The organism is Peptoniphilus vaginalis (assembly GCF_900176605.1).
Lineage (GTDB): Bacteria > Bacillota > Clostridia > Tissierellales > Peptoniphilaceae > Peptoniphilus_A > Peptoniphilus_A vaginalis.
Map to the genome: position 1 here is coordinate 19,874 of NZ_FXLP01000004.1, position 20,817 is coordinate 40,690.

Sequence of the window (20,817 nt, forward strand, 5' to 3'; positions counted from 1 at the left end):
TTTGTGAGCTTATGCCTATTAAAAGGGGCTGTTGCAAAAGTCCCATCATAGAAAAAAGACGAGGAAACATAAAAATCCTCGTCTTTTTTGATACAATGTATTTATGAAAACCGCTAAAAATACATCATCATTAACTAACTATACACTAGTTAATGATACAATTCAACTAAGATTAAACTTTAATACAGAAATATATATAAAAGATGATGTTAAACTAAGGCTTGTAAAAAATATAATTGAAAGGATGAATCTATCAGAACTAAAAAAAGTCTACTCATCACTTGGAAGAAAACCTACTGTAAATCCAGTAACAATGCTTCAAATAATAATATTCTGCTATTCAGAAGGAATATTTTCATCAAGAGAAATAGAAAAATCATGCAAATATGATTTAAGAATTAAGTACCTACTCGATACAGAACAACCACCAGACCATAGCACAATAAATAGATTTAGACAGAAAATACAAGAACTAACACCAGAACTACTAAATCAAATGGTACAAATACTGATAGAAGAAAAACAGATAGACCTATCAAGCATCTATATAGATGGAACAAAGATAGAAGCCTATGCCAACAGATATAGTTTTGTATGGAGAGGAAGTATAGAAAAATGGCAAGAAAAATTAATAGAAAAAATAAAAGAAGAACTAGGACTAAGTAAAAGTCTAATTCCAGGCCAAGTACTTCAAGCAGTAACAACAATCTTTAAGCAATTGAGAAAATACTGCAAAGAGAAAAAAATAAAATTCGTTTATGGAAAAGGAAAAAGAAAAACAAAAGAACAAAGAGACTATGAACATTTAAAAGAATGGAAAGAAAAACTAGAAAGCTACAAGAAACATCTAGAAATAATGGGAGACAACAGAAACTCCTACTCAAAAACAGACCATGATGCAACCTTCATGAGAATGAAAGAAGACCACATGAAAAATGGTCAACTAAAACCAGCCTACAATATCCAATTAGCAAGTGCATCAGGCTTCATCATAGGAGAAAACATATCCCACCATCCATCTGATATGTACACCCTAAAACCATTCTTAAAAGACCTTCTAGAAAAAAATCCAAACAAGCTAAACAAGATAGTAGCAGATGCAGGATACGAAAGCGAAGAAAACTATGTATATCTAGCAGAAAATAATTTAACATCCTACATAAAACCATCAAACTATGAAAAGTCAAAAACACGAAAATATAAAAAAGAGCAAGAATTTAAGAAAAGCTTAAAATACGATGAAAGACAAGACAAATACACATCACAAGAAGGCAAAGAATTCATAAGATGCAGTGACAGATACAGAAAAAGAAAAAGTGGATACGTAACAACAACAAAAGTCTACAGATGCTTCGATTGGAACAAAGAAGGACAAAAAACCAAAGGAATCTACATATCAGAAACATTTCAAAAATATAGAGAAGAATCCTTAAAAAACATAAAATCCGACCAAGGAATAGAAGAAAGAATAAATAGATCAATACAAGCCGAAGGAGCATTCTCCAAAATAAAATCAGGCTTAAACTACAACAGATTCCACCACAGAGGAAAAGAAAATATAAAAAGTGAGATATGCCTCATATCAATAGCACTAAACTTAAATAAACTGACATCAAAAATAGAAAATAATAACCTAGAAATCATAAAATACAAAGCTGCTTAAGAAAAAAATATTCATTAAAGCCAACTTTATTAAGTGCACCCATTTTTATATGAAACAAGATAAATCTATCCAGAAAATAACTTAAAAGCAAAAAACATAATGGCTAAACTTAAATATTTGATAAAAAAATGATGTCGCAGAGTAGAATCATCTATTCTGCAACATCACCTTTTAATAAAAATCTTCGTCATTATTCTTTTGTCTTTCGTACTCATCCCTAAAATTATCGTAGCTATCTTTAAAGGGATCAGAATACTTTTCTCCATAGGACTCATCTATTCTCCCAAGTGGCTCATTGGGAATAATAATAGCAAGGGCGATGTAGACCCAAATGCTAAGTCCTCCTGGCACAATTAAAAGAAAAGCTATAAGTCTCACAAGTGCGGAGTCCATTCCAAGATACTTTGCTATCCCACCACAAACTCCTGCAAAAAACCTATCATTTCTCGACCTGTATAACTTTCTCATTTCACACTTCCTTTACAAATCTCATAAGCTAATAATAAATTACCCCAGAGAGAATTTTTTATTCAAAGTACAATAATAGCTGACCACTTTCCACCATGTCGCCTTCTCTTACTCTTATATCTTTAACTTTTCCATCAATGTTTGCAACAATATTTGTTTCCATCTTCATGGCTTCAGCAACAAAAAGGCTGTCTCCCTTTTTAACTTCGTCGCCTTCAGACACAAGAACTTTTACAATCTTGCCCGGTATTGATGAACCAACTTCCTTTTCATTCTTTGGATCGGCATAAATTTTTTCTTCTCCAAGACTTTCTCCTGCCTTTACAGTTTCGTCCTTGATCTTGATAGTCCTTCTTGATCCATTTATTTCAAAAGTTAGGTTTCTTGTTCCATCTTCTAATAGTTTACCAACTTCAATTAAAGTTACAATTAAAGTCTTACCTTCTTCAAGAGAAATTTCTGTTGACTCGCCTTCCATAAGTCCATGGAAGAATACGTCAGACCCAATTCTTGTTACTTCACCATTTTCTTTTATATAGTCAAGGTAGTCATCAAAGACCTTTGGATATAGGGCTGAAGAAATTATATCTTCTTCACTTGGACTTATTCCCTTATCTTCCAAATGTCTTTTAATTTTATCAAAGTCCTCATCCTCTAAGAGTTCTCCAGGTCTTTTTTTAATTGGACTTTCTCCCTTAAGAATCATTTTTTGTAGGTCCTTAGGAAAGCCTCCATAAGGTTGACCCATCATACCCCTAAAGTAAGTCATAACAGAGTCGGGATAGTCGAGGTTCTTGCCCTTTTCCAAAATATTTTCTGGAGTGAGTTCATTTTGCACCATAAAAATTGCAAAGTCCCCAACCATTTTTGATGAAGGAGTTACCTTTACAATGTCCCCCACCATTTCGTTGACTCGCTTGTACATTTCCTTAACGTCCTTAAACTTGTGACCAAGTCCAAAGGACTCAACTTGTGGCTTTAGGTTTGAATATTGTCCCCCAGGAATTTCATACTTATAAATTTCTGTAGAACCTGACTTCAAATCAGATTCAAAGTTTGCATAAACTGGTCTAACTGCAGCCCAATATTTTGAAATATCCTCTACCTTGTCTAGGTCGATTTCTGTATCCCTTTCAGTGCTTTTAAGGGCAGCGACAACTGAGTTTAGGGCAGGTTGTGAAGTAAGCCCACTCATAGAGTTAACTGCTGTGTCAGCAATATCAACTCCAGCTTCAGTTGCCTGCAAGATTGTGGCAACCCCGTTGCCAGTTGTGTCGTGAGTGTGAAGGTGGATTGGAAGACCCACTTCTTCCTTTAAGTTCTTGATTAACTTCTTAGCTGCATAAGGTTTTAATAGACCAGACATATCCTTGATGCCGAGAATTTGTGCCCCAGTCCTTTCAAGTTCCTTTGCAAAGTCAACATAATACTTGATAGAATACTTGTCCCTCTTCTCGTCAAGTATGTCACCAGTGTAGCACATCGTTGCCTCAGCAATTTTTCCATTTTCAAGCACTTGGTCAATAGAAAGCCTCATACCGTCAAGCCAGTTAAGTGAATCAAAAACCCTAAAGAGGTCAACCCCATTTTTTGCAGACTCTTTTATAAACTTAACAACAACATTGTCTGGATAATTTTTGTAGCCCACTGTGTTGTTGCCACGAATCAGCATTTGCAAAAGCATATTTGGCATCCTTTCACGAAGGAGCCTCAACCTTTCCCATGGATCTTCGTGGAGGAACCTATAAGCAACATCAAAGGTTGCCCCGCCCCACATTTCTACAGAAAATAGCTTGTCCATGTTGTAGTTCATAGCTTCAGCAATCTTCACAAGGTCAATAGTCCTCATCCTTGTAGCCATAAGTGATTGGTGGGCGTCACGCATACTTGTATCAGTTAAGAGAAGCTTCTTTTCCCTTAGGATATGATCCTTAATTCCATCAGGTCCAAGTTCATCAAAAATTTGCTTGTAACCCTTGAAGTCCTTCCTTTCAAAACTTGGAACTTGAGGAACATCAAAATTTTTCTCAAGAGTCTTAGTGTCATTGACAACTCTCTCTCCAATAATTTTCATTAGTCTAAGTTCCTTGTCCTTGGAAGACTTAATCTCAAACAACTCTGGATGCTCTTCGATAAAACCTGTGTCGCAAGTTCCCTCTTCAAACTCTTTGGTATTTAAAACATTTAACAAGAAACCAATGTTAGTCTTAACTCCACCAACCTTTAGTTCAGAGAGAGATCTCTTTGCCTTTCTTATGGCATCCTTCCAAGTCCTTGCCTCAGTAATTACCTTTACAAGAAGAGAATCGTAATAAGGCGAAATCACTGCACCAGTAAAGCCGTTGCCACCGTCAAGCCTTACCCCAAAACCAGAAGATGACCTGTATAAATTAATTTGCCCAGTGTCTGGCATAAAGTTGTTGAGAGGATCTTCTGTTGTGACACGACATTGGATAGAAAAACCCCTGTGGTCAATGGCATCTTGACCGCTGATTCCAATTTCTTGGCTGTCAAGCCTGTAGCCCATGGCAACAAGAATTTGTGACTGAACAATATCAATGTCAGTGCACATTTCTGTAACAGTGTGCTCAACTTGGACCCTTGGGTTAACTTCTATAAAGTAGTGGTCTCCCTTGGAGTCAACTAAAAATTCAACAGTCCCAGCGTTAGAATAACCAATAGACCTTGCAATCTTTAGGGCATCTTGGCAAATTTCTTCTCTTAGTTCCACTGGAAGAGAAAAGGCTGGAGTGTATTCAATAACCTTTTGGTGACGTCTTTGGATAGAGCAGTCCCTTTCATAAAGATGAACAATGTTGCCATACTCATCTCCCAAAATTTGCACTTCAATGTGCTTTGGCTTGTGAAGATACTTTTCAATAAACATTGAGTCATCGCCAAAGGCTTTTTTAGCTTCGTTCTTGGCAGATTGGAACTTATCCAAAAGTTCCTCTTCGCTCTGGGCAATCCTCATGCCCCTTCCGCCACCACCAGCAGCAGCCTTAATCATAACAGGATAGCCACAAGACTTTGCAAAGAGAAGGGCCTCTTCCTCATTGCGAATAGGTTTCTCAATCCCAGGAATAGTTGCAACCCCAGCTTCCTTTGCAACAATCTTTGAAGTGATCTTGTCCCCAAGCTTTTCCATAACCTCTGGACTTGGTCCAATAAAAGTAATCCCCTCTTCCTTACACTTCCTTGCGAACTCAGGATTTTCTGACAAAAATCCGTAGCCAGGGTGGATGGCATCAACACCCTTCTTCTTTGCAAGACTAATTATCTCGTCAATGTCTAGGTAGGCATCAAGAGGTGACTTGCCCTTGCCAATCTCGTAAGACTCGTCAGCCTTAGTCCTAAAGAGTGCCAGCCTATCCTCTTCAGAATAAATGGCAACTGAGCGAATCCCCATTTCTCTTGCTGCCCTGAAAATTCTAATGGCAATCTCTCCACGATTAGCAACTAAAATTCTTTTGAACTTCTTCATAATTTCCTCCCTTTTAGTTTTAGATATTATACATCAAAAACAAAGTAAATTGTAGAAGCAATGTATAAAGAATTGGTCATGCAAAAAAAGAACCCTCTTGCGAGGGCTCTTGTAAAATGATATAAAATTATCTCTTTGAGAATTGAGGAGATTTTCTAGCCTTTTTAAGACCGTATTTCTTTCTTTCCTTCATTCTTGGATCTCTTGTTAGATATCCTGCTTTTTTAAGAACTGATCTGTATTCTGGATCTACTTCTAGTAGGGCTCTAGCAACGCCGTGTCTAACTGCTCCTGCTTGTCCTGAGTATCCTCCACCGATTACTTTTACGATTACATCGAAGGATGCTTCTGTTTCTGTAAGTTCTAGTGGTTCCTTTGCAACTATTCTTAGTGTTTCAAAATCAAAGTATTCTTCGATATCTTTACCGTTGATAATAAATTTTCCATTGCCAGGTAGAAGTCTAACTTGGGCGATGGATTTTTTTCTTCTTCCAGTACCTCTGTATTGTATAGTTTCCATTCTTACCTCCAATTAAAATTCATAAACTTCAGGTGCTTGTGCTGCGTGTGGATGTTCGCTACCAGTGTAAACTTTAAGTTTTTTGATCATCTTTCTGCCTAGTCTGTTCTTAGGAAGCATTCCCTTAACTGCTAGTTCGATAACTTTTTCTGGTCTCTTTTCCATCATTTCTGCGTACACAATTTCTTTTCTTCCACCTGGGTATCCAGTGTGATATGCGTGAATTTTTTGGTTTAGTTTGTTACCTGTCAATACAACTTTGTCTGCGTTTATAACAATAACAAAGTCTCCACAGTCCACATGTGGTGTAAAGATAGGTTTTCTCTTTCCTCTTAAAACACTTGCAATTTCTGATGCTAATCTACCAAGGACTTTACCTTCGGCGTCGATAACATACCATTTTCTTTCAACTTCATTTGCTTTAGCCATATAGCTTTTCAATGAATTTTCCTCCTAAATAGTTTAAAAATTATTCCGGGGCTTTTTAAACATGACACTTATTTTAGACTATAAAGTCTATCTTGTCAATATTTATGGGGATTTTTCTTAAATACTTTCTCTTTCTTTTTCTATGTTTACATTTTCAAGTGGTGTTGGATAAGCTGAGTCCTTCTTGAATTTTTCAATTTGCTTCTTAACTCTATTTACTGAAGCTACTGTTCCCACTCCTGCTACACATCCACCTGGGCATGCCATACCTTCTAGTAGATAGCCGTCCAACTTGCCTGCCTTGGCAATTTTTAACATCTTCTTACATTCTGCAAGGGTATGTGCTCCTTGGATGTGAATGTCTTTATCTGGTGCAAGTTTTTCTGCAACTACTTTTACTGATTCGGCTACGCCACCTGCTATTGGGTATCCTCTACCAAGAGCCGATCCGTCGTCTACTACTTTTTCTACTTTTATTTCTGATGGTTCTATGTCCTTTGCTACGAACATTCCCATTAGTTCTTCAAAGGTTATTACAAAGTCTACGTCTGATTTTACCTTTGTATCTATGGCTTCAAGTTTCTTTGATGTGCATGGTCCTATGAATACTACTACTGCATCTGGGTCCTTGGCCTTTATGTGGTTGGCTGTGTATCTCATTGGTGATCCTGAGTCTGATACTTGATCAAAGAATTCTGGGAATTCATTTTTTATCATTAGGGTCCAAGAGAAGCAGCAGCTTGTACCCATAAATGGGATGTCTTTTGGCACTCTTTCCAGGTATTCTTTTGCTTCGTGTAGTGTCGTAAGATCGGCTCCAAGGGCAACTTCTATTACATCTTCAAAGCCAAGTTGTTTTATTGCTTCTATTATTTGTTCTGCACTTACGTTGGCACCAAATTGTCCTATATAGGATGGTGCTATGGCTCCGTAAACTCTCTTGCCTGATTTGATTGCCTTTATAAGTTGGAAGATTTGTGTCTTGTCTGAGATTGCTCCAAAAGGACATTCTGCTATACATCTTCCACAAGCTACGCACTTCTCATGATCTATTTCTGCTCTGCCAAATTCATCTGATGAAATGGCATTAACCCCACAAGCAGCTGCACATGGTCTGTCGTACTTTACTATTGCAGAATATGGACAAGCGTCATGGCATCTTCCACATCTTACGCATTTATCTTTGTCAATAATTGTTCTATCTTTACCCATAGAAATGGCATTGACTGGACAAACATTTATACAAGGGTGGGCTATACACTTTCTACAATTGTCTGTTGTATAGTATGCCTTTGTTGGACAAGCTTCGCAACCAAATTTTATTACGTTTATTAGTGGTTTTTCGTAAGCGTTTGTGTCTATATCAACCTTGTCAAAGCCGTCTGTTACATTTTTAAATACGCCAATCTCTCTAACATCTAGCCCCATCGCTAGTCTAAGTCTTTCATCGACAACTGCCCTTTCTCTAAAAATATCACTTCTATATTTTGCCACTTCTCCAGGTACTATCTTGTAGCTGGATTCTTCTAGGGCAGATATATCTAAATCATTATAGGCAATTCTTGCAACTTCAGCAAAAACTTTTCTTCTGATGTCGACAAGTGTTCCATATATTTCTTTCATCGTTTCACCTTATTACTTATATTCTTAATTTATCAATTATTTTTGCACTAACTTCTTGTGCAGTAGCCTTTAGCATTATCTCGTCATCTACGATGACAACTGGTGATGCTTCGTTGTTGTGAATCTTGCAATAGTTTAGACAATGTGCAAATTCAATTTCTAAGTTTTCAGCAGAACATAGTTCGGACTCTGGTCCACACAAATGATCTTGTAAGTACTCTACTGCATCATAAATAGCATTTGCTCCCATAAGAGTGCATCTAGCACCCATACAAATAGTAACTTTCATATATCCTCCTCATCACTCTATAAGGATAGTTTAACATTTAACAATCATTTCTTCAATCATTATAATTAATTTATGATAATTTTATTAAAAATGATACAATATAGAAGAGGTGGAATATGAAAAACATTGAAATCTTAAAAAATTTGACCCTCTTTAAGGGTCTTGATGATGAAGAGTTAATAGAAATAAAAAAATATTTATCAGATGTGAAGACTTATGAAGCAAGAGAAATTATCTTTACTATTGGTGATGAGATAAATTATTTTGGCATCCTCTTAAGAGGTCAAGTGGACTTGTCTCTTGAAGACGTCTTTGGCAACAAGGCAATCTTATCAAAGTTAACTGGCCCTGCCCTCTTTGCCGAGTCTGTCTTGATAAGAGATGTTTGCGAAATCCCTTTGTCTGTGATAGCAGCTTGTGACTCTGAAGTCCTTTTTTTTGACTACAAGGCCTACAAGTCATCAGCTTCATCTTCTCTCTTAAAGGTCCAAGACAATCTAATAAAAATCTTGGCGGGTAAAAATTTATTTATGCGCGACAAGCTTAACCTTCTTAGTCTTCCTTCATCTCGTGCCAAAATTTTATATTTTCTATCTAGTGAGGCTCGCAAGAGGAAGTCAAAATACTTTACAATTGATTTTAACATTAGCGAGCTTGCACAGTTTTTGAACTTGAATCGGTCTTCACTATCTCGTGAACTTTCGAAACTAAAAAAAGAAGGCCTCATTGATTATCACAATAAGACCTTCCGCATTTTATAATTTTATTTTCTTTTTCAATTTTAAAATTTTAATTAATAAATTATTCTTTGTTTTGATGGGCTACTCTTGCACAGGCTGCTGCAGCTATGGCTGCCACCAAGTCGTCGGCAAAAGTAGTCACTCTTTCTACTTTTTTCTTTTCATCTAAGTCTTTGATTATGCCAATTTTTTTCTTATCAAGATAACCAAAGTTTGTAAGACCAATTGTCCCGTACATATTTACAATTCCAAGGGTAAGTATCTCATCAATTCCATAAAGTCCCTCGTCATCTCTTATTATTGATAGCAAAGGTTCAGGTAGCTTGCCTTCATTTGCCAAGTCGTCTAGGGCAAGTCCTGTTAGGATTGCGTGGATAGATTCCCTCTTCCTAACAACACTTTCTACACTTTCAAGGCACCTTTCCAGACTCAAGTCACTAATATAATCTCCTTGAAGCTCTTGGACAAGTTTTGCAATTTCTATTAACTCTATTCCAAAGTCCTCTAGTCTCTTTACTGTAAGTTGGTAGAGTTCTTCCATGTCATATTTATATAATTTATCCTTCATAGATTCTCCTATCTTCTTCTCATTCTCGCCTTGCTTCTTCTCATCATCTTGGCTCTTGAAATTTTAATTGAGATTCCATAGATAAATCCTGGAACAAGACTTGCTACAAAAAGGCTTAGGGGGTTGTAAGCAATCCCCAAAATCTTAATAGCATAAACCTCTGGCATCAAAAAGAATTCTAAGGGGAACTTCCAATAGGACCCTCCTACTGACCTAGAAAAGACTTCTCTTCCCAAGCCCACAAAGGCAAAGGCAAATAGGACTAGACCAATTAGCCAGATTAAATTGCCTGCAAAAAAGTCCAAGCTCCTTGCATTCTTCTTTGATAGTCCCTTACCAAAATTAAAGTAGAGGATCAGGATAAGGGCCACTAAAATAACTTTAAAGGCAAGGTTGCCATAGACAAGGTTCCTCACTTGGCTAGATAAGTTAATCAAGCAAGCAAGGGCAAAGGTTATAAAAACTATTAAGATGTGAAAAATTAAAGCTCTAGTGTTATTTCTCATCTCAGGACCTACTCATTAATATATTTGCTTGCATTTTCTGTTGCCTTTATATTCATATCCTTGTCTACCCAAATAATTGCAGCGCCAGTTTTGTCTGACAAGGCTTGTATTTCCTCGTCACTTGAATTAAAGGCAGCAGTTGATAGGAAGTCACAAAGGCCAGAGTCTTCTTTGATTACAGTTGCGGACTTGATTTCATGGGCTGGCTTCAAGGTATCAGGGTCGATGATATGGCAGTATCTCACGCCGTCAAGGTCAAAATACCTTTGGTAGTCACCACTTGTAACTATGGAAGTGTTAGTAACATTTAAGGCTGCCAAAATATTTTCAGGACTTTCTAAATTTGGGTTTTGAATTCCAATATTGAAGTTGTCCCTGCCATCTATTGGTTTACCAATAATTCTAACATTACCACCAGCAGAAATTATAGAGGACTTAACTCCCCTATCTTCAAGTTCTCTTGCCACAAGTTCGGTTGCAAAGCCCTTGGCAGTCGCACCAAGGTCAAGTGCCATTCCCTTTTCAAGGTAAACTTCTTTTTTCTCTTCATCTAGTTTAATCTTGCCTACGTCTGTAAAAGGACGTAACTTTTCAAGTTCTTTATCACTTGGAAGGGCCTCACCCTTTAGGGCAATGACTTCTTTCTTAGTCTTGCCTCCATCGTAAAGTTCGCTGAACTCATTCCAAAGCTTTGTCACAGGTCCCAAGGCAATGTTAGTCTTGTGAGAAATATTGTTGTAATCATCAATAGAATCCTTAATTAGTTTAAACAAGGTGTCATTAACAACCACTGGCTTAATGCCCGCATTGTCGTTAATTGTCTTGACATTTACAAGACCTGGATATGTCTTGTAGTTGTCAAAAAGTTTGTGAAGTTCTTCGTATCTTTCCTTGGCATAAGTCAAGTTTTCCTTAGCAAACTTGTCATCGTCGGTGTAGATGGCAACCTTTACCACTGTGTCAAAAGTGCTGTAAAATTCAGTTTCTTGCTTCAAGCCATCCTTGTTGACTTCAACAGCAGCCACCTCTTGGTTTGCCTTTACGTCTTCCTTTTTTATGTTTCCAGCATCCTTGTCCTTGCAGCCAGATAAAAGTAAAAGACCGCTAAGGCATAGTGCCAATAAAGTTTTTTTCATGATATCACCTTTCTCTATAATACCATTTAAGTCGCCATTTTTTCAACAACTTTAAGCTTAGGATCTGGCTTGTGAGACTCGCCTTTCTTTGAAAAGTTTAAAATTTATTTTTAATAGATTTTAATAAGTTGAGATTTTATTTCCTAGCTCCATCCTATATAAGATAAGTTTAAAATCTTTTGACCTTTTACCCAATAAAAAAGCCAGTGGACTGATCCACTGACTAATTTCTCATAAGATTTAAGATTTATTTTTCGTAAACTGGTCTTAAGTATTCCATATATTTTGGATTTTTACCATGTGTTAGGTCTGCAAAAAGTTTTTTAAGTTCTAGACATACCTTGCCTGGTTTTCCATCGGCAACTTTTATGTCATCAACTTCAACTACTGGAGCAACTTCCATAGCTGTTCCTGAGAAGAATACTTCGTCTGCGTTGTAAAGTTCTGTTCTTGCAACAGATTTTTCTACACATTCAATTCCTAGTTCTTCTTTTGCAAGCTTCATTACAATGTCTCTTGTTATTCCTTCTAGGATGTCATCTGATGCTGGAGGAGTCATTAATTTTCCTTTCTTGTATAGGAAGATATTTTCTCCTGGGCCTTCACATACAAAGCCATTTCTATTTAGTAGGACTGCTTCATCGTAACCATTTTTTGTTGCTTCAAAGGATGCTAGGGCTGAGTTTAGGTAGCCTGCTGTAGCCTTTGTTCTAGGTGGCAACATGTTATCTGCTATTCTAACCCAAGATGATACCTTTACTTTGAAGGCTTCTCTGTCTATATATTTTCCCATAGGTTGTAAGTAAATAACTACACAGTCATCTTCGTGTCCGTGTAGACTAATGCCAACTGTTTTTCCGTCTTTGTAGGCAATTGGTCTGATGTAAGTTGTTTCTCTAAATCCATTTTTTCTTAGAAGTTCGATTGTGTAATCTGCAAGTTCTTCTGCTGTGTAGCCTACTTCTAAGTTAGCAACTTTTGCTGATTGCAAAAATCTCTTGTAGTGATCTACAAGTTTGAAAGCGTAAAGTTGTTCATCTTCTTCGTTCCAGTAAGCACGAATACCTTCGAAGACTCCTAGTCCGTAGTTAACAACTTTGGATCTAATGCTTATAGACACCTTTTCTTCTTCTACTATTTCACCATTATAAAATACATATGATTGGTTCATCTTTCTTCCCTCTCTTTAATTTTTATTTATTTTTAAGTTGCTTTTTCTTTATCATGTTACTTAAAAATATTAAAATGTATTTTATCACTTTTAAGTGCAAAATTCTAGTATTTTAAAAAAACTTTACCCATAAAATTTTTTCTATCTTTTTTTATTTATTTCTTTATGTAAGTTTTTCTCTTCATATAGATTTATTTTTACTTAGTAATTTTCTATTTTTAAATTTTCACCAAGCCCTTTTGTCTTATGAGTCAAATTTTTTTTACTAAGTTGTCAGCTTTCATAACTCTATAATTTTTTATAAAGTCATAAACTTTCACTCCTTCATAGTTTTTTATAAAGTCATAAACTTTCATTCCTCCATAGTTTTTTATAAGGCCATAATTTTTTACTTCTCCATAGTTTTTTATAAAGTCCTAGTCCCGTATAAGTTTGTCACATCTTCCTCCCTAATCCTTTTTTGTAAATTCTATTTATCCTCTCACATCTTATCAATTGTAACTCATAAATCTTCGCATCAAAAAAGAGACTACAAGTTGTAGCCTCTTCTTATAAATTTGAGATTTAATTTAGATTAAATTTCTGCTTTAATTCTTTGTTCTCTATCAATAGCTTCTATTAGTTTTGGAACAACTGCGTTGATATCTCCAACTACTCCTAGGTCAGCTACTTCAAAGATTGCTGCTTCTGGATCCTTGTTAACAGCTATGATAAGGTCTGAGTCTTCCATACCTGCAACGTGTTGGATTGCTCCAGAGATACCCATTGCGAAGTAAAGTTCTGGTCTAACTGTCTTACCAGTTTGTCCAACTTGGTGATCTTTTGTTATCCAACCAGAGTCTACTGATGCTCTTGATGCAGAGATTTCTGCTTCTAGCTTGTCAGCAAGTTCTTGAAGTGGTTTGAATCCTTCTGGTCCACCAATTCCACGTCCACCAGATACAAGGATCTTAGCTTCTGTGATATCTTTCTTGTGAGATTCTTCTTTTGCAATGTCAACAATTTTAACATTCATATCTGCGTCAGTGAAGTCTACTTTAAATTCTTCAACTTCGCCTTTTCTTGATGGGTCGTTGTCAAGTGCTTGCATTACGCCTGGTCTTACTGTAGCCATTTGTGGTCTAAAGTCTTCACAAATGATAGTAGCCATTAGGTTACCACCAAAGGCAGGTCTTGTCATCATAAGGTTCTTAGTTTCTGGATCTATTTCTAGTTTTGTACAGTCAGCAGTAAGTCCTGTGTGAATTCTTGCTGCTAGTCTTGGAGCAAGGTCACGACCTATTGATGATGCACCGTAGATTACGATTTCTGGTTCTTTGTCCTTGATAATTTTTGTTATTGCCTTTGCGTAAGGTTCAGTAACATATTCTTTTAGCATTGGATCTTCTACTACGATAACCTTGTCTGCACCGTGTCTAATAAGAACGTCTGCGTGGTCTTTTACCTTTTCGCCAAGTAAAACACCAACAACATCTTGTCCTAGGTCGTCAGCAAGTTCTCTTGCTTTTCCTAGAAGTTCTATACCAACTTTTTCAAGTTTATTGTCTCTTTGTTCTATAAATACAAATACATCTTTACTCATTTTAAACCCCCAATTAGATAATATACTTTTCTTGAAGTTTAGCAACGATAGCTTGAGCTGCTTCGTCAGCAGTTAAGTCAGTTAAAAGTACGCCCTTACCTTTACCTTGTTTAGGGAAAGATTTTCTAACTTTTGTAGGTGAACCCTTAAGTCCTATGTTTGCCATGTCAAGTTTGTCTTTAATATCTTCTAGACCCCAAACTTTGATTTCCTTTTGGTAAGCTTCAAATACTTTACCAATTGTCATATATCTAGGTTCTGCTAATTCTGCTATTGCAGTGATTAGGCATGGGAATTTAATATTAATTGTGTGATATCTATCTTCGAATTGTCTCTTAACTGTGATACCTTTTTTGTCATCGTCAAGTTCAAGTTCTTGTACATAAGATACTTGTGGAACTCCAATGTGTTCTGCGATTTGTGGTCCAACTTGTGCTGTATCACCGTCGATTGCTTGTCTACCACAGATGATTAAATCAAAATCTAGGTGTTGAAGTGCTGCAGTGATTGTACAAGATGTTGCCCATGTATCAGCTCCACCAAAGGCTCTATCAGATACTAAGATTCCTTCGTCAGCGCCCATTGCAAGTGCTTCTCTTATTGCTTCTTGAGCTTGTGGAGGTCCCATTGATAAGACTGTTACGTGGATATCTGGATTTTCATCTTTAAGTCTAAGTGCAACTTCTAGACCTGATTTATCATCAGGGTTTATAATACTTGGCACACCATCTCTAATAAGTGTATTAGTAACAGGGTCAAGTCTAACTTCATTAGTATCAGGTACTTGTTTAATACATACTACTATATTCATTTATATTACTCCTTCCGATTATTTAACGCCCATCCAGCTAGATATAACCATCTTCATTACTTCAGATGTACCTTCGTAAATTTCTGTAATCTTAGCATCTCTCATCATTCTTTCTATTGGATAGTCACGAGTGTATCCGTATCCACCAAATAATTGTAGACATCTTCTAGTAATATCACTAGCTGCATTAGCTGCAAATAGCTTAGCCATTGCTGCAAAGTGTCCATAAGGAAGGCCTGATGATTTAGCATCTGCTGCTCTATAAACTAATAATTGAGCTGCTTCTGCAGTTGTCTTCATATCTGCAAGTTCAAATTGAGTGTTTTGGAATTGAGAAATTCTTCTGCCGAATTGTTTTCTTTCAGTAGTGTATTTTACAGTTTCGTCAATTGCACCTTCAGCAATTCCTAGTGCTTGAGATGCGATTCCAATTCTACCACCATCAAGTGTCTTCATAGCGATAGCGAATCCCTTACCTTCTCTTCCAAGAAGATTTTCCCTTGGTATTCTACAGTCTTCAAAGATAAGCTCACAAGTTGAAGATCCTCTGATACCCATTTTGTCTTCTGGTTCTCCAACAGTAAATCCTGGAGTTCCTCTTTCAACTATGAAAGCTGAAATTCCATGGTTGCCCTTAGATCTGTCTGTCATTGCGATTACAACGAATACATCAGCAAATCCAGCGTTTGTGATAAAGATCTTTGAACCGTTAAGTACATATTCGTCTCCATCAAGTACTGCAGTTGTTCTTTGTCCACTTGCGTCAGTACCAGCACCTGGTTCTGTAAGTCCGAAAGCACCAATTTTTTTACCTGCTAGTAAATCTGGTAAGTATTTTTTCTTTTGTTCTTCTGTTCCGTTTTCATAAATTGGAGCACAGCATAGTGAAGTGTGAGCTGAAACAATTACACCAGTAGTAGCACATTTCTTAGAAAGTTCTTCTACTGCCATAGCGTAAGCTAGGTAGTCAGCGCCTTGTCCACCGTATTCTTTAGGAAATGGTATTCCAAAGAAGCCGTATCTGGCCATTTTTTTAACATTTTCCATAGGAACTTCTTCAGTTGCATCTACATCAGCAGCAACTGGTTCTACTTCATTTTCAGCAAAAGCACGATACATTTGTTGTAATAATAGATGTTCCTTATCCAATTTTAAATCCATTTAAAATCCCCCTAACAATAATTTAAAGAATGTTATTTAATTAACATACGTCGTTTCTATTATATCATTCTGTCTTTGTTTTTCAAGACTTTCTTTAATTTAAAACTTTTATTTAAAACAATTTCCTCTTTCATAAAAATAGAAACTAATAGTAAGAAAATCGAATTAATTTTGTAAATTTTGTCAAGTTATGAAGTCTTTAAGCTTAATAGTTTTTCATGACGTCATAGGTCTTCATAAAGTCATAAGACATTGTGACAAGGTTTTTATACATTTCTTAACTATTCGATTTCAATGACACCTTCCTAGTCAATAATTCACCACAAAGAAAAAGTCAAAAGCTACCTGAATGTTTTTGGGCAAAATAAAAGGACGGATAACCGTCCCTCTTTTAAATATCTGCCTTAACAACAAGTACAGATTTTTTTGAATGATTTATTACCTTATTTGATACAGAACCAAGTAGAGTTCTTGAGAATGCACCAAGTCCCCTGTTGCCCATTATAATAAAGTCTGCATTTTTTTCTTCTGCGAACTTACAAATTTGTTCGCCAGGATTTCCTGAAGTGTAAAAAGTTTCTACCTTGAATGGGTAACCCTTTAAATCACTTTCTGCATCCTTAAGTATCATCTCAGCTCTTTCAACATTTGCCTTGTCAATTTCAAGTGTGAAGTTGAAGTTCGCTGGATATTGCTCAAAAATAGAAGTTTCTGGTGTCACTGTGAGAATAAGTAGTTCAGCACCTAGCTTTTCTCCCATGTCTCTTGCAACGTCAATTGATTTTTTTGAACTCTTTGATCCGTCAATTGGTACTAATATTTTCATCTTTTACCTCCTATTTATTATTTCTATCTTCATTATACCCTAAGGCTTGGACTTTTAAAATAACAAATCACTTCTTTATAGAATTAAAGTAATGAGTTTAAAATTTTTAATTTTAAAATTTTATTGAGTGATATTTTCTTATGGCTTTGTAGTCTTTAACTGATTTATATTCTCTTACAACTTTCTTGTCTTTCACTAAGTCCTACTATCTTACAAGTCCATCGTCTTTAATTGAGTTCTAACATCTTACAACTTCATCTCCTTTCATTGAGTTGTTATCATCTTATGACTTCATCTTTTTTTATTAAGTCGTTATCATCTTATGACTTTACTTATTTGAATAGAGTAATACTATCCCACAACTTAATATCTTTTTTATAAACTCTTGCCCCTTCACAACTTCACTAGCCTTTCTTTAGCTCCCCCTTCTCTCTACTTTCAAATTTTTTAATCAAGATAGTCTTATAAAAAAATTTGACAAATATAATAAATAGACTTATTATTAAGTCAAGTGACAAGATGTCACTTTGGAGGTAACATGGCAAAACAAACTTTTAATAACTTAGATGAAAAGAGAAAAGAAGACATTTATAAGAGCCTCAAGGAATACTTTGAGGAAGAAGATCTTAAAAAGATTAGCGTATCTGGGATTGTAAAAAAACTTGATATAGCAAGAGGATCCTTCTACCAATACTTCGAAAGCCTTGAAGACTGTTACGACAGTCTACTGCAAAGGGAAACTGGTCAGGTCCACCACAAGTTTTATTTCCTCTACAAGGAAAACAAGGGCGACCTTGAAAGGACTCTTTGGACCTACAGAGATTATTTGGCAGAAGAACTCTACGACAAAAATTTAAAAAACTTATACGTGGCAAAATTTTTTTTGTTTGAGGATTCCTTTGTCACTCATAGCAAGAACTTTTTGATAAAAAACTTGTCAAAGGACAACTACCACCGAATGGTCTTTATCATGGCGATCTTCCACCAGCTTCTAAAGGAGTCCATTACTAGAGACTATTCCAAGGAAGAATTTTTAGAAGTGTGTGACACCTACATCAAATGGTTGTTAGGAGGTATAAATAATGAATCAATTTGAAATATTTTTTGACGGACTTTACCTAAGTCTGGTCATCTTTCTCGGCATAAGAATGCTTTTGATAAATCACGAGGACAGCAAGACTCTTGGAGCTATGACCCTACTACTTGGGCTTGGCGACTCCTTCCACCTAGTCCCAAGAATTATTGCCAACGTCATGGACAATGGCTTTGTTCTTAATTCAACTTCACTCTTTATTGGGACTAGGGTTTCTTCTATTACAATGTCAGTTTTTTATCTCTTGTTTTACTTCTATATCAAGAAGACAAGGGACTTAAAGAATAAGGGGCTTGACCTCACAATGCTTGGTCTCTTTGTGGCAAGACTTGTAACAGTCTTTATGTCCTTTAAGAGTGACGCCAATATGGACCTCATCTCAAACCTTCCCTTTGTTATTATGGGGTTAATTGACATTGTCCTCTTGTTTAAGAATAGAAATCTTGAGGTCTTTAAGGGACTTTACATCTACGTCTTCTTTAGCTTCCTCTTCTATATCCCAGTAGTTTTATTCAAAAAGGCTTATCCAACTGTTGGGATGCTTATGATGCCAAAGACTGTTATGTATGTTTTAATTGTCCTAAAGCTTTACAGGAATTTGCAAAGGGACTTTGTTAAGAGAGACCTCATGGAGTATGCCTTCACCTATCTCCTTTCAGGAATTCTTGTGGGGGCATCTTACAGAGAATTGAGCAAGGTCTTTGAAGTGACAAAGTATATGTCCCTTGCCCACACCCACTTAATTGTTTTGGGCTTTGTCCTTCCAGGTATTTTTTATCTCTTGATAAAAAATTCAGACCTTGCCGATGAAAAAATCAAAAAATTATTTAATCTTTACAATTTGGGAATTTACTTGGCATTCACTTCAATGATTATTCACGGCCTTGTGGATTCACTTATGCCAATGCGACTAACTGAGATAGGACTTATCTCTATAAGTGGAGTGGGTCACATCCTTCTCACAATTTCCATTATCCTACTTGGTACGAATGCCTTGAGGTCAAGAGAAGTCAAAGAAGTCTAATAAATAAAAATAATCTGTTGGGAAACCAGCAGATTTTTTTTGCCATTTTGCATTGGCTTATTGTTTTCTATTATAAGTTTTAAGTCTACTTGTCACTTGATCTTCTCTCACAATTTTTTCTTTACCTTCTCTAAAAGGACAAAAAAATAAGACGGCATAAGCCGTCCTCAGACTGATGACAAAGCAGGCAAAAAAGTCTGCTTTTTTTAATGAAATCATCTGAATTTACAGAAAAAAGGGTAAAAATGAATTAAGAAAGTAGGTGTCACATGCTATCAAAAAACAATAAAAGAAAAACAGATCAAATACAGATCATATCAGTAGAACAACTTGTACCAAAAAATCACATATTAAGAAAAATAGACAAATACATAGACTTTAATTTCATCTATGAATTAGTAGAAGATAAATACTCACTAGATAACGGAAGACCAAGCATCGATCCAGTAGTATTAATAAAAATACTATTCATAGAATACCTATTCAACATAAAAAGCATGAGACAAACAATAAAAGAAATAGAAGTAAACATAGCATATAGATGGTTTTTAGGACTAGACTTTTACGATAAAGTTCCACATTTCACAACCTTTAGTCAAAACTACAGAAGAAGATTTAAAGACACAAACATATTTGAAGAAATATTTCAAAACATTCTAAGCCAAGCAATGAACAAAGGATTTGTAGACGAGAAAATACAATTCGTAGACTCAACACATGTAAAAGCCCATGCCAATAGACATAAAAACAAAAAAGAAGAAATTAAAAAAGTAACAAAAGCATATCAAGAAGAATTAGACAAAGAAATCGAAGAAGACAGAAAAGAACATGGAAAAAAGCCATTAAAAGAAAAAAATGAAAAAGAAGAAACAAAAGAAATAACAGTCTCAACAACAGACCCAGAAAGTGGACTTTTCCATAAAGGAGAACACAAAGAAGTATTCGCCTACTGTGTAGAAACATCAGTAGACAAAAACGGTTGGATATTAGGTCACAAAACATTTCCAGGAAATCTCCATGACAGTACAACCCTACTACCCTTTTATGAAGAAAAACTAAAAAAATTAAAACCAGAAAAAATAGTCATGGATGCAGGATATAAACACCAGCCATAGCAAAAAAACTACTAGAAGACGGAATACAACCAGTATTCCCTTACACAGCACCAAAAAGAAAACCAAAAATAGATACAAAAGAGAATTCATATATGATGAATACTATGACTGTTACCTATGCCCAGAAAATCAAATACTAGAATACACAACAACAAATAGAGAAGGATATAGAGAATACAAAAGCAATAAAGAAATATGTAAAAAATGCCCTAATCTCAAAAGATGTACACAGAGTAAAAACCATCAAAAAGTAGTCACAAGACACCTTTGGCAGAAATACCTAGACGAAACAGAAGAATATAGGTACACCAAAAAAGGAAAAGAAGAATATAAAAGAAGAAAAGAAACAGTAGAAAGACAATTTGGAAGTGCAAAAGAATTCCATGGATTTAGATACACAAATATGATTGGACTAGCAAAGATGGAAATGAAAGCTGCACTTACATTTGCATGCATAAATATGAAAAAGTTAGCAATATTACTATATAAATTGGATCCTAATAAGGATCTAACTTTGAATAAATTAACGACTTTTTTAATAAATACATTAAAAATGCAACAAACCCAGGAAATATTCCTGGGTTTGTCTACAATCTGAAGACGGCATA

At 35.8% G+C, this 20,817-nt stretch carries 18 protein-coding genes and 1 pseudogene; 5 read left to right on the forward strand and 14 right to left on the reverse strand.

Annotated features, from left to right (window positions below; all coding sequences use genetic code 11):
• Positions 1-103 precede the first annotated feature (103 nt).
• The gene (locus CAN42_RS01540; protein WP_085875246.1) at positions 104-1,663 is read left to right on the forward strand and encodes an IS1182 family transposase; all 1,560 of its coding nucleotides are present in this window, start codon (positions 104-106) and stop codon (positions 1,661-1,663) included.
• 171 nt (positions 1,664-1,834) lie between these two features.
• Here the strand turns inward: CAN42_RS01540 and CAN42_RS01545 are convergent, their stop codons facing one another.
• From CAN42_RS01545 to CAN42_RS01570, 6 genes are all read right to left on the reverse strand, one after another.
• Positions 1,835-2,131, reverse strand: a complete 297-nt coding sequence (locus CAN42_RS01545) for a PspC domain-containing protein (RefSeq protein ID WP_085875253.1) — start codon at positions 2,129-2,131, stop codon at positions 1,835-1,837.
• Between the two features lie 58 nt (positions 2,132-2,189).
• The gene (locus tag CAN42_RS01550; protein WP_085875254.1) at positions 2,190-5,615 is read right to left on the reverse strand and encodes a pyruvate carboxylase; all 3,426 of its coding nucleotides are present in this window, start codon (positions 5,613-5,615) and stop codon (positions 2,190-2,192) included.
• A 127-nt stretch (positions 5,616-5,742) separates the two neighbouring features.
• Positions 5,743-6,135 carry a 30S ribosomal protein S9 gene (gene rpsI / locus CAN42_RS01555; protein ID WP_062571012.1) on the reverse strand — a complete coding sequence of 131 codons (393 nt, stop codon included), beginning with the start codon at positions 6,133-6,135 and terminating at the stop codon, positions 5,743-5,745.
• A 12-nt stretch (positions 6,136-6,147) separates the two neighbouring features.
• Positions 6,148-6,576 (reverse strand): 50S ribosomal protein L13, encoded by a 429-nt coding sequence (rplM, locus tag CAN42_RS01560; protein WP_085875255.1) that lies wholly within the window; start codon positions 6,574-6,576, stop codon positions 6,148-6,150.
• Positions 6,577-6,681: 105 nt separating this feature from the next.
• On the reverse strand, positions 6,682-8,187 hold the full coding sequence (locus CAN42_RS01565) for a 4Fe-4S dicluster domain-containing protein (protein ID WP_085875256.1): 1,506 nt from the start codon (positions 8,185-8,187) through the stop codon (positions 6,682-6,684).
• Positions 8,188-8,203: 16 nt separating this feature from the next.
• Entirely contained in the window at positions 8,204-8,476 is a 273-nt protein-coding gene (locus CAN42_RS01570; RefSeq protein WP_019108415.1) for an NAD(P)H-dependent oxidoreductase subunit E, read from the reverse strand.
• 116 nt (positions 8,477-8,592) lie between these two features.
• Here CAN42_RS01570 and CAN42_RS01575 point away from each other — a divergent pair, with 116 nt between their 5' ends.
• On the forward strand, positions 8,593-9,237 hold the full coding sequence (locus CAN42_RS01575) for a Crp/Fnr family transcriptional regulator (protein WP_085875257.1): 645 nt from the start codon (positions 8,593-8,595) through the stop codon (positions 9,235-9,237).
• Positions 9,238-9,277: 40 nt separating this feature from the next.
• On the opposite strand, the gene CAN42_RS01580 is transcribed toward CAN42_RS01575, so the two are convergent.
• The 8 genes from CAN42_RS01580 to CAN42_RS01615 all read right to left on the reverse strand — a co-directional run bounded on the left by CAN42_RS01580 (position 9,278) and on the right by CAN42_RS01615 (position 16,977).
• Positions 9,278-9,784, reverse strand: coding sequence for a phosphatidylglycerophosphatase A family protein (locus CAN42_RS01580; protein ID WP_062571008.1), 507 nt, complete (start codon positions 9,782-9,784; stop codon positions 9,278-9,280).
• Positions 9,785-9,792: 8 nt separating this feature from the next.
• The gene (locus CAN42_RS01585) at positions 9,793-10,290 is read right to left on the reverse strand and encodes a hypothetical protein (protein ID WP_085875258.1); all 498 of its coding nucleotides are present in this window, start codon (positions 10,288-10,290) and stop codon (positions 9,793-9,795) included.
• An 8-nt stretch (positions 10,291-10,298) separates the two neighbouring features.
• Complete coding sequence (locus CAN42_RS01590; RefSeq protein ID WP_085875259.1) at positions 10,299-11,426, reverse strand: FAD:protein FMN transferase; 1,128 nt, start codon at positions 11,424-11,426, stop codon at positions 10,299-10,301.
• Positions 11,427-11,673: 247 nt separating this feature from the next.
• Positions 11,674-12,597, reverse strand: a complete 924-nt coding sequence (locus CAN42_RS01595; RefSeq protein WP_085875260.1) for a branched-chain amino acid transaminase — start codon at positions 12,595-12,597, stop codon at positions 11,674-11,676.
• A 574-nt stretch (positions 12,598-13,171) separates the two neighbouring features.
• Positions 13,172-14,179 carry an electron transfer flavoprotein subunit alpha/FixB family protein gene (locus tag CAN42_RS01600; protein ID WP_062571004.1) on the reverse strand — a complete coding sequence of 336 codons (1,008 nt, stop codon included), beginning with the start codon at positions 14,177-14,179 and terminating at the stop codon, positions 13,172-13,174.
• Positions 14,180-14,192: 13 nt separating this feature from the next.
• Positions 14,193-14,990 carry an electron transfer flavoprotein subunit beta/FixA family protein gene (locus CAN42_RS01605; RefSeq protein ID WP_062571003.1) on the reverse strand — a complete coding sequence of 266 codons (798 nt, stop codon included), beginning with the start codon at positions 14,988-14,990 and terminating at the stop codon, positions 14,193-14,195.
• Between the two features lie 18 nt (positions 14,991-15,008).
• Complete coding sequence (locus tag CAN42_RS01610; protein WP_085875261.1) at positions 15,009-16,151, reverse strand: acyl-CoA dehydrogenase; 1,143 nt, start codon at positions 16,149-16,151, stop codon at positions 15,009-15,011.
• 391 nt (positions 16,152-16,542) lie between these two features.
• Positions 16,543-16,977, reverse strand: a complete 435-nt coding sequence (locus CAN42_RS01615; RefSeq protein WP_085875262.1) for a universal stress protein — start codon at positions 16,975-16,977, stop codon at positions 16,543-16,545.
• Positions 16,978-17,515: 538 nt separating this feature from the next.
• Here CAN42_RS01615 and CAN42_RS01620 point away from each other — a divergent pair.
• From CAN42_RS01620 to CAN42_RS01630, 3 genes and pseudogenes are all read left to right on the forward strand, one after another.
• Positions 17,516-18,073 carry a TetR/AcrR family transcriptional regulator gene (locus CAN42_RS01620; protein ID WP_085875263.1) on the forward strand — a complete coding sequence of 186 codons (558 nt, stop codon included), beginning with the start codon at positions 17,516-17,518 and terminating at the stop codon, positions 18,071-18,073.
• A complete protein-coding gene (locus tag CAN42_RS01625) occupies positions 18,060-19,094 on the forward strand; it encodes a DUF2871 family protein (protein ID WP_085875264.1) in 1,035 nt (344 codons plus the stop codon). The genes CAN42_RS01620 and CAN42_RS01625 overlap by 14 nt, the downstream gene beginning before the upstream one ends.
• Positions 19,095-19,363: 269 nt before the next feature.
• Positions 19,364-20,807 (forward strand): annotated as a pseudogene (locus tag CAN42_RS01630) (IS1182 family transposase).
• The last annotated feature ends 10 nt before the right edge of the window (positions 20,808-20,817 follow it).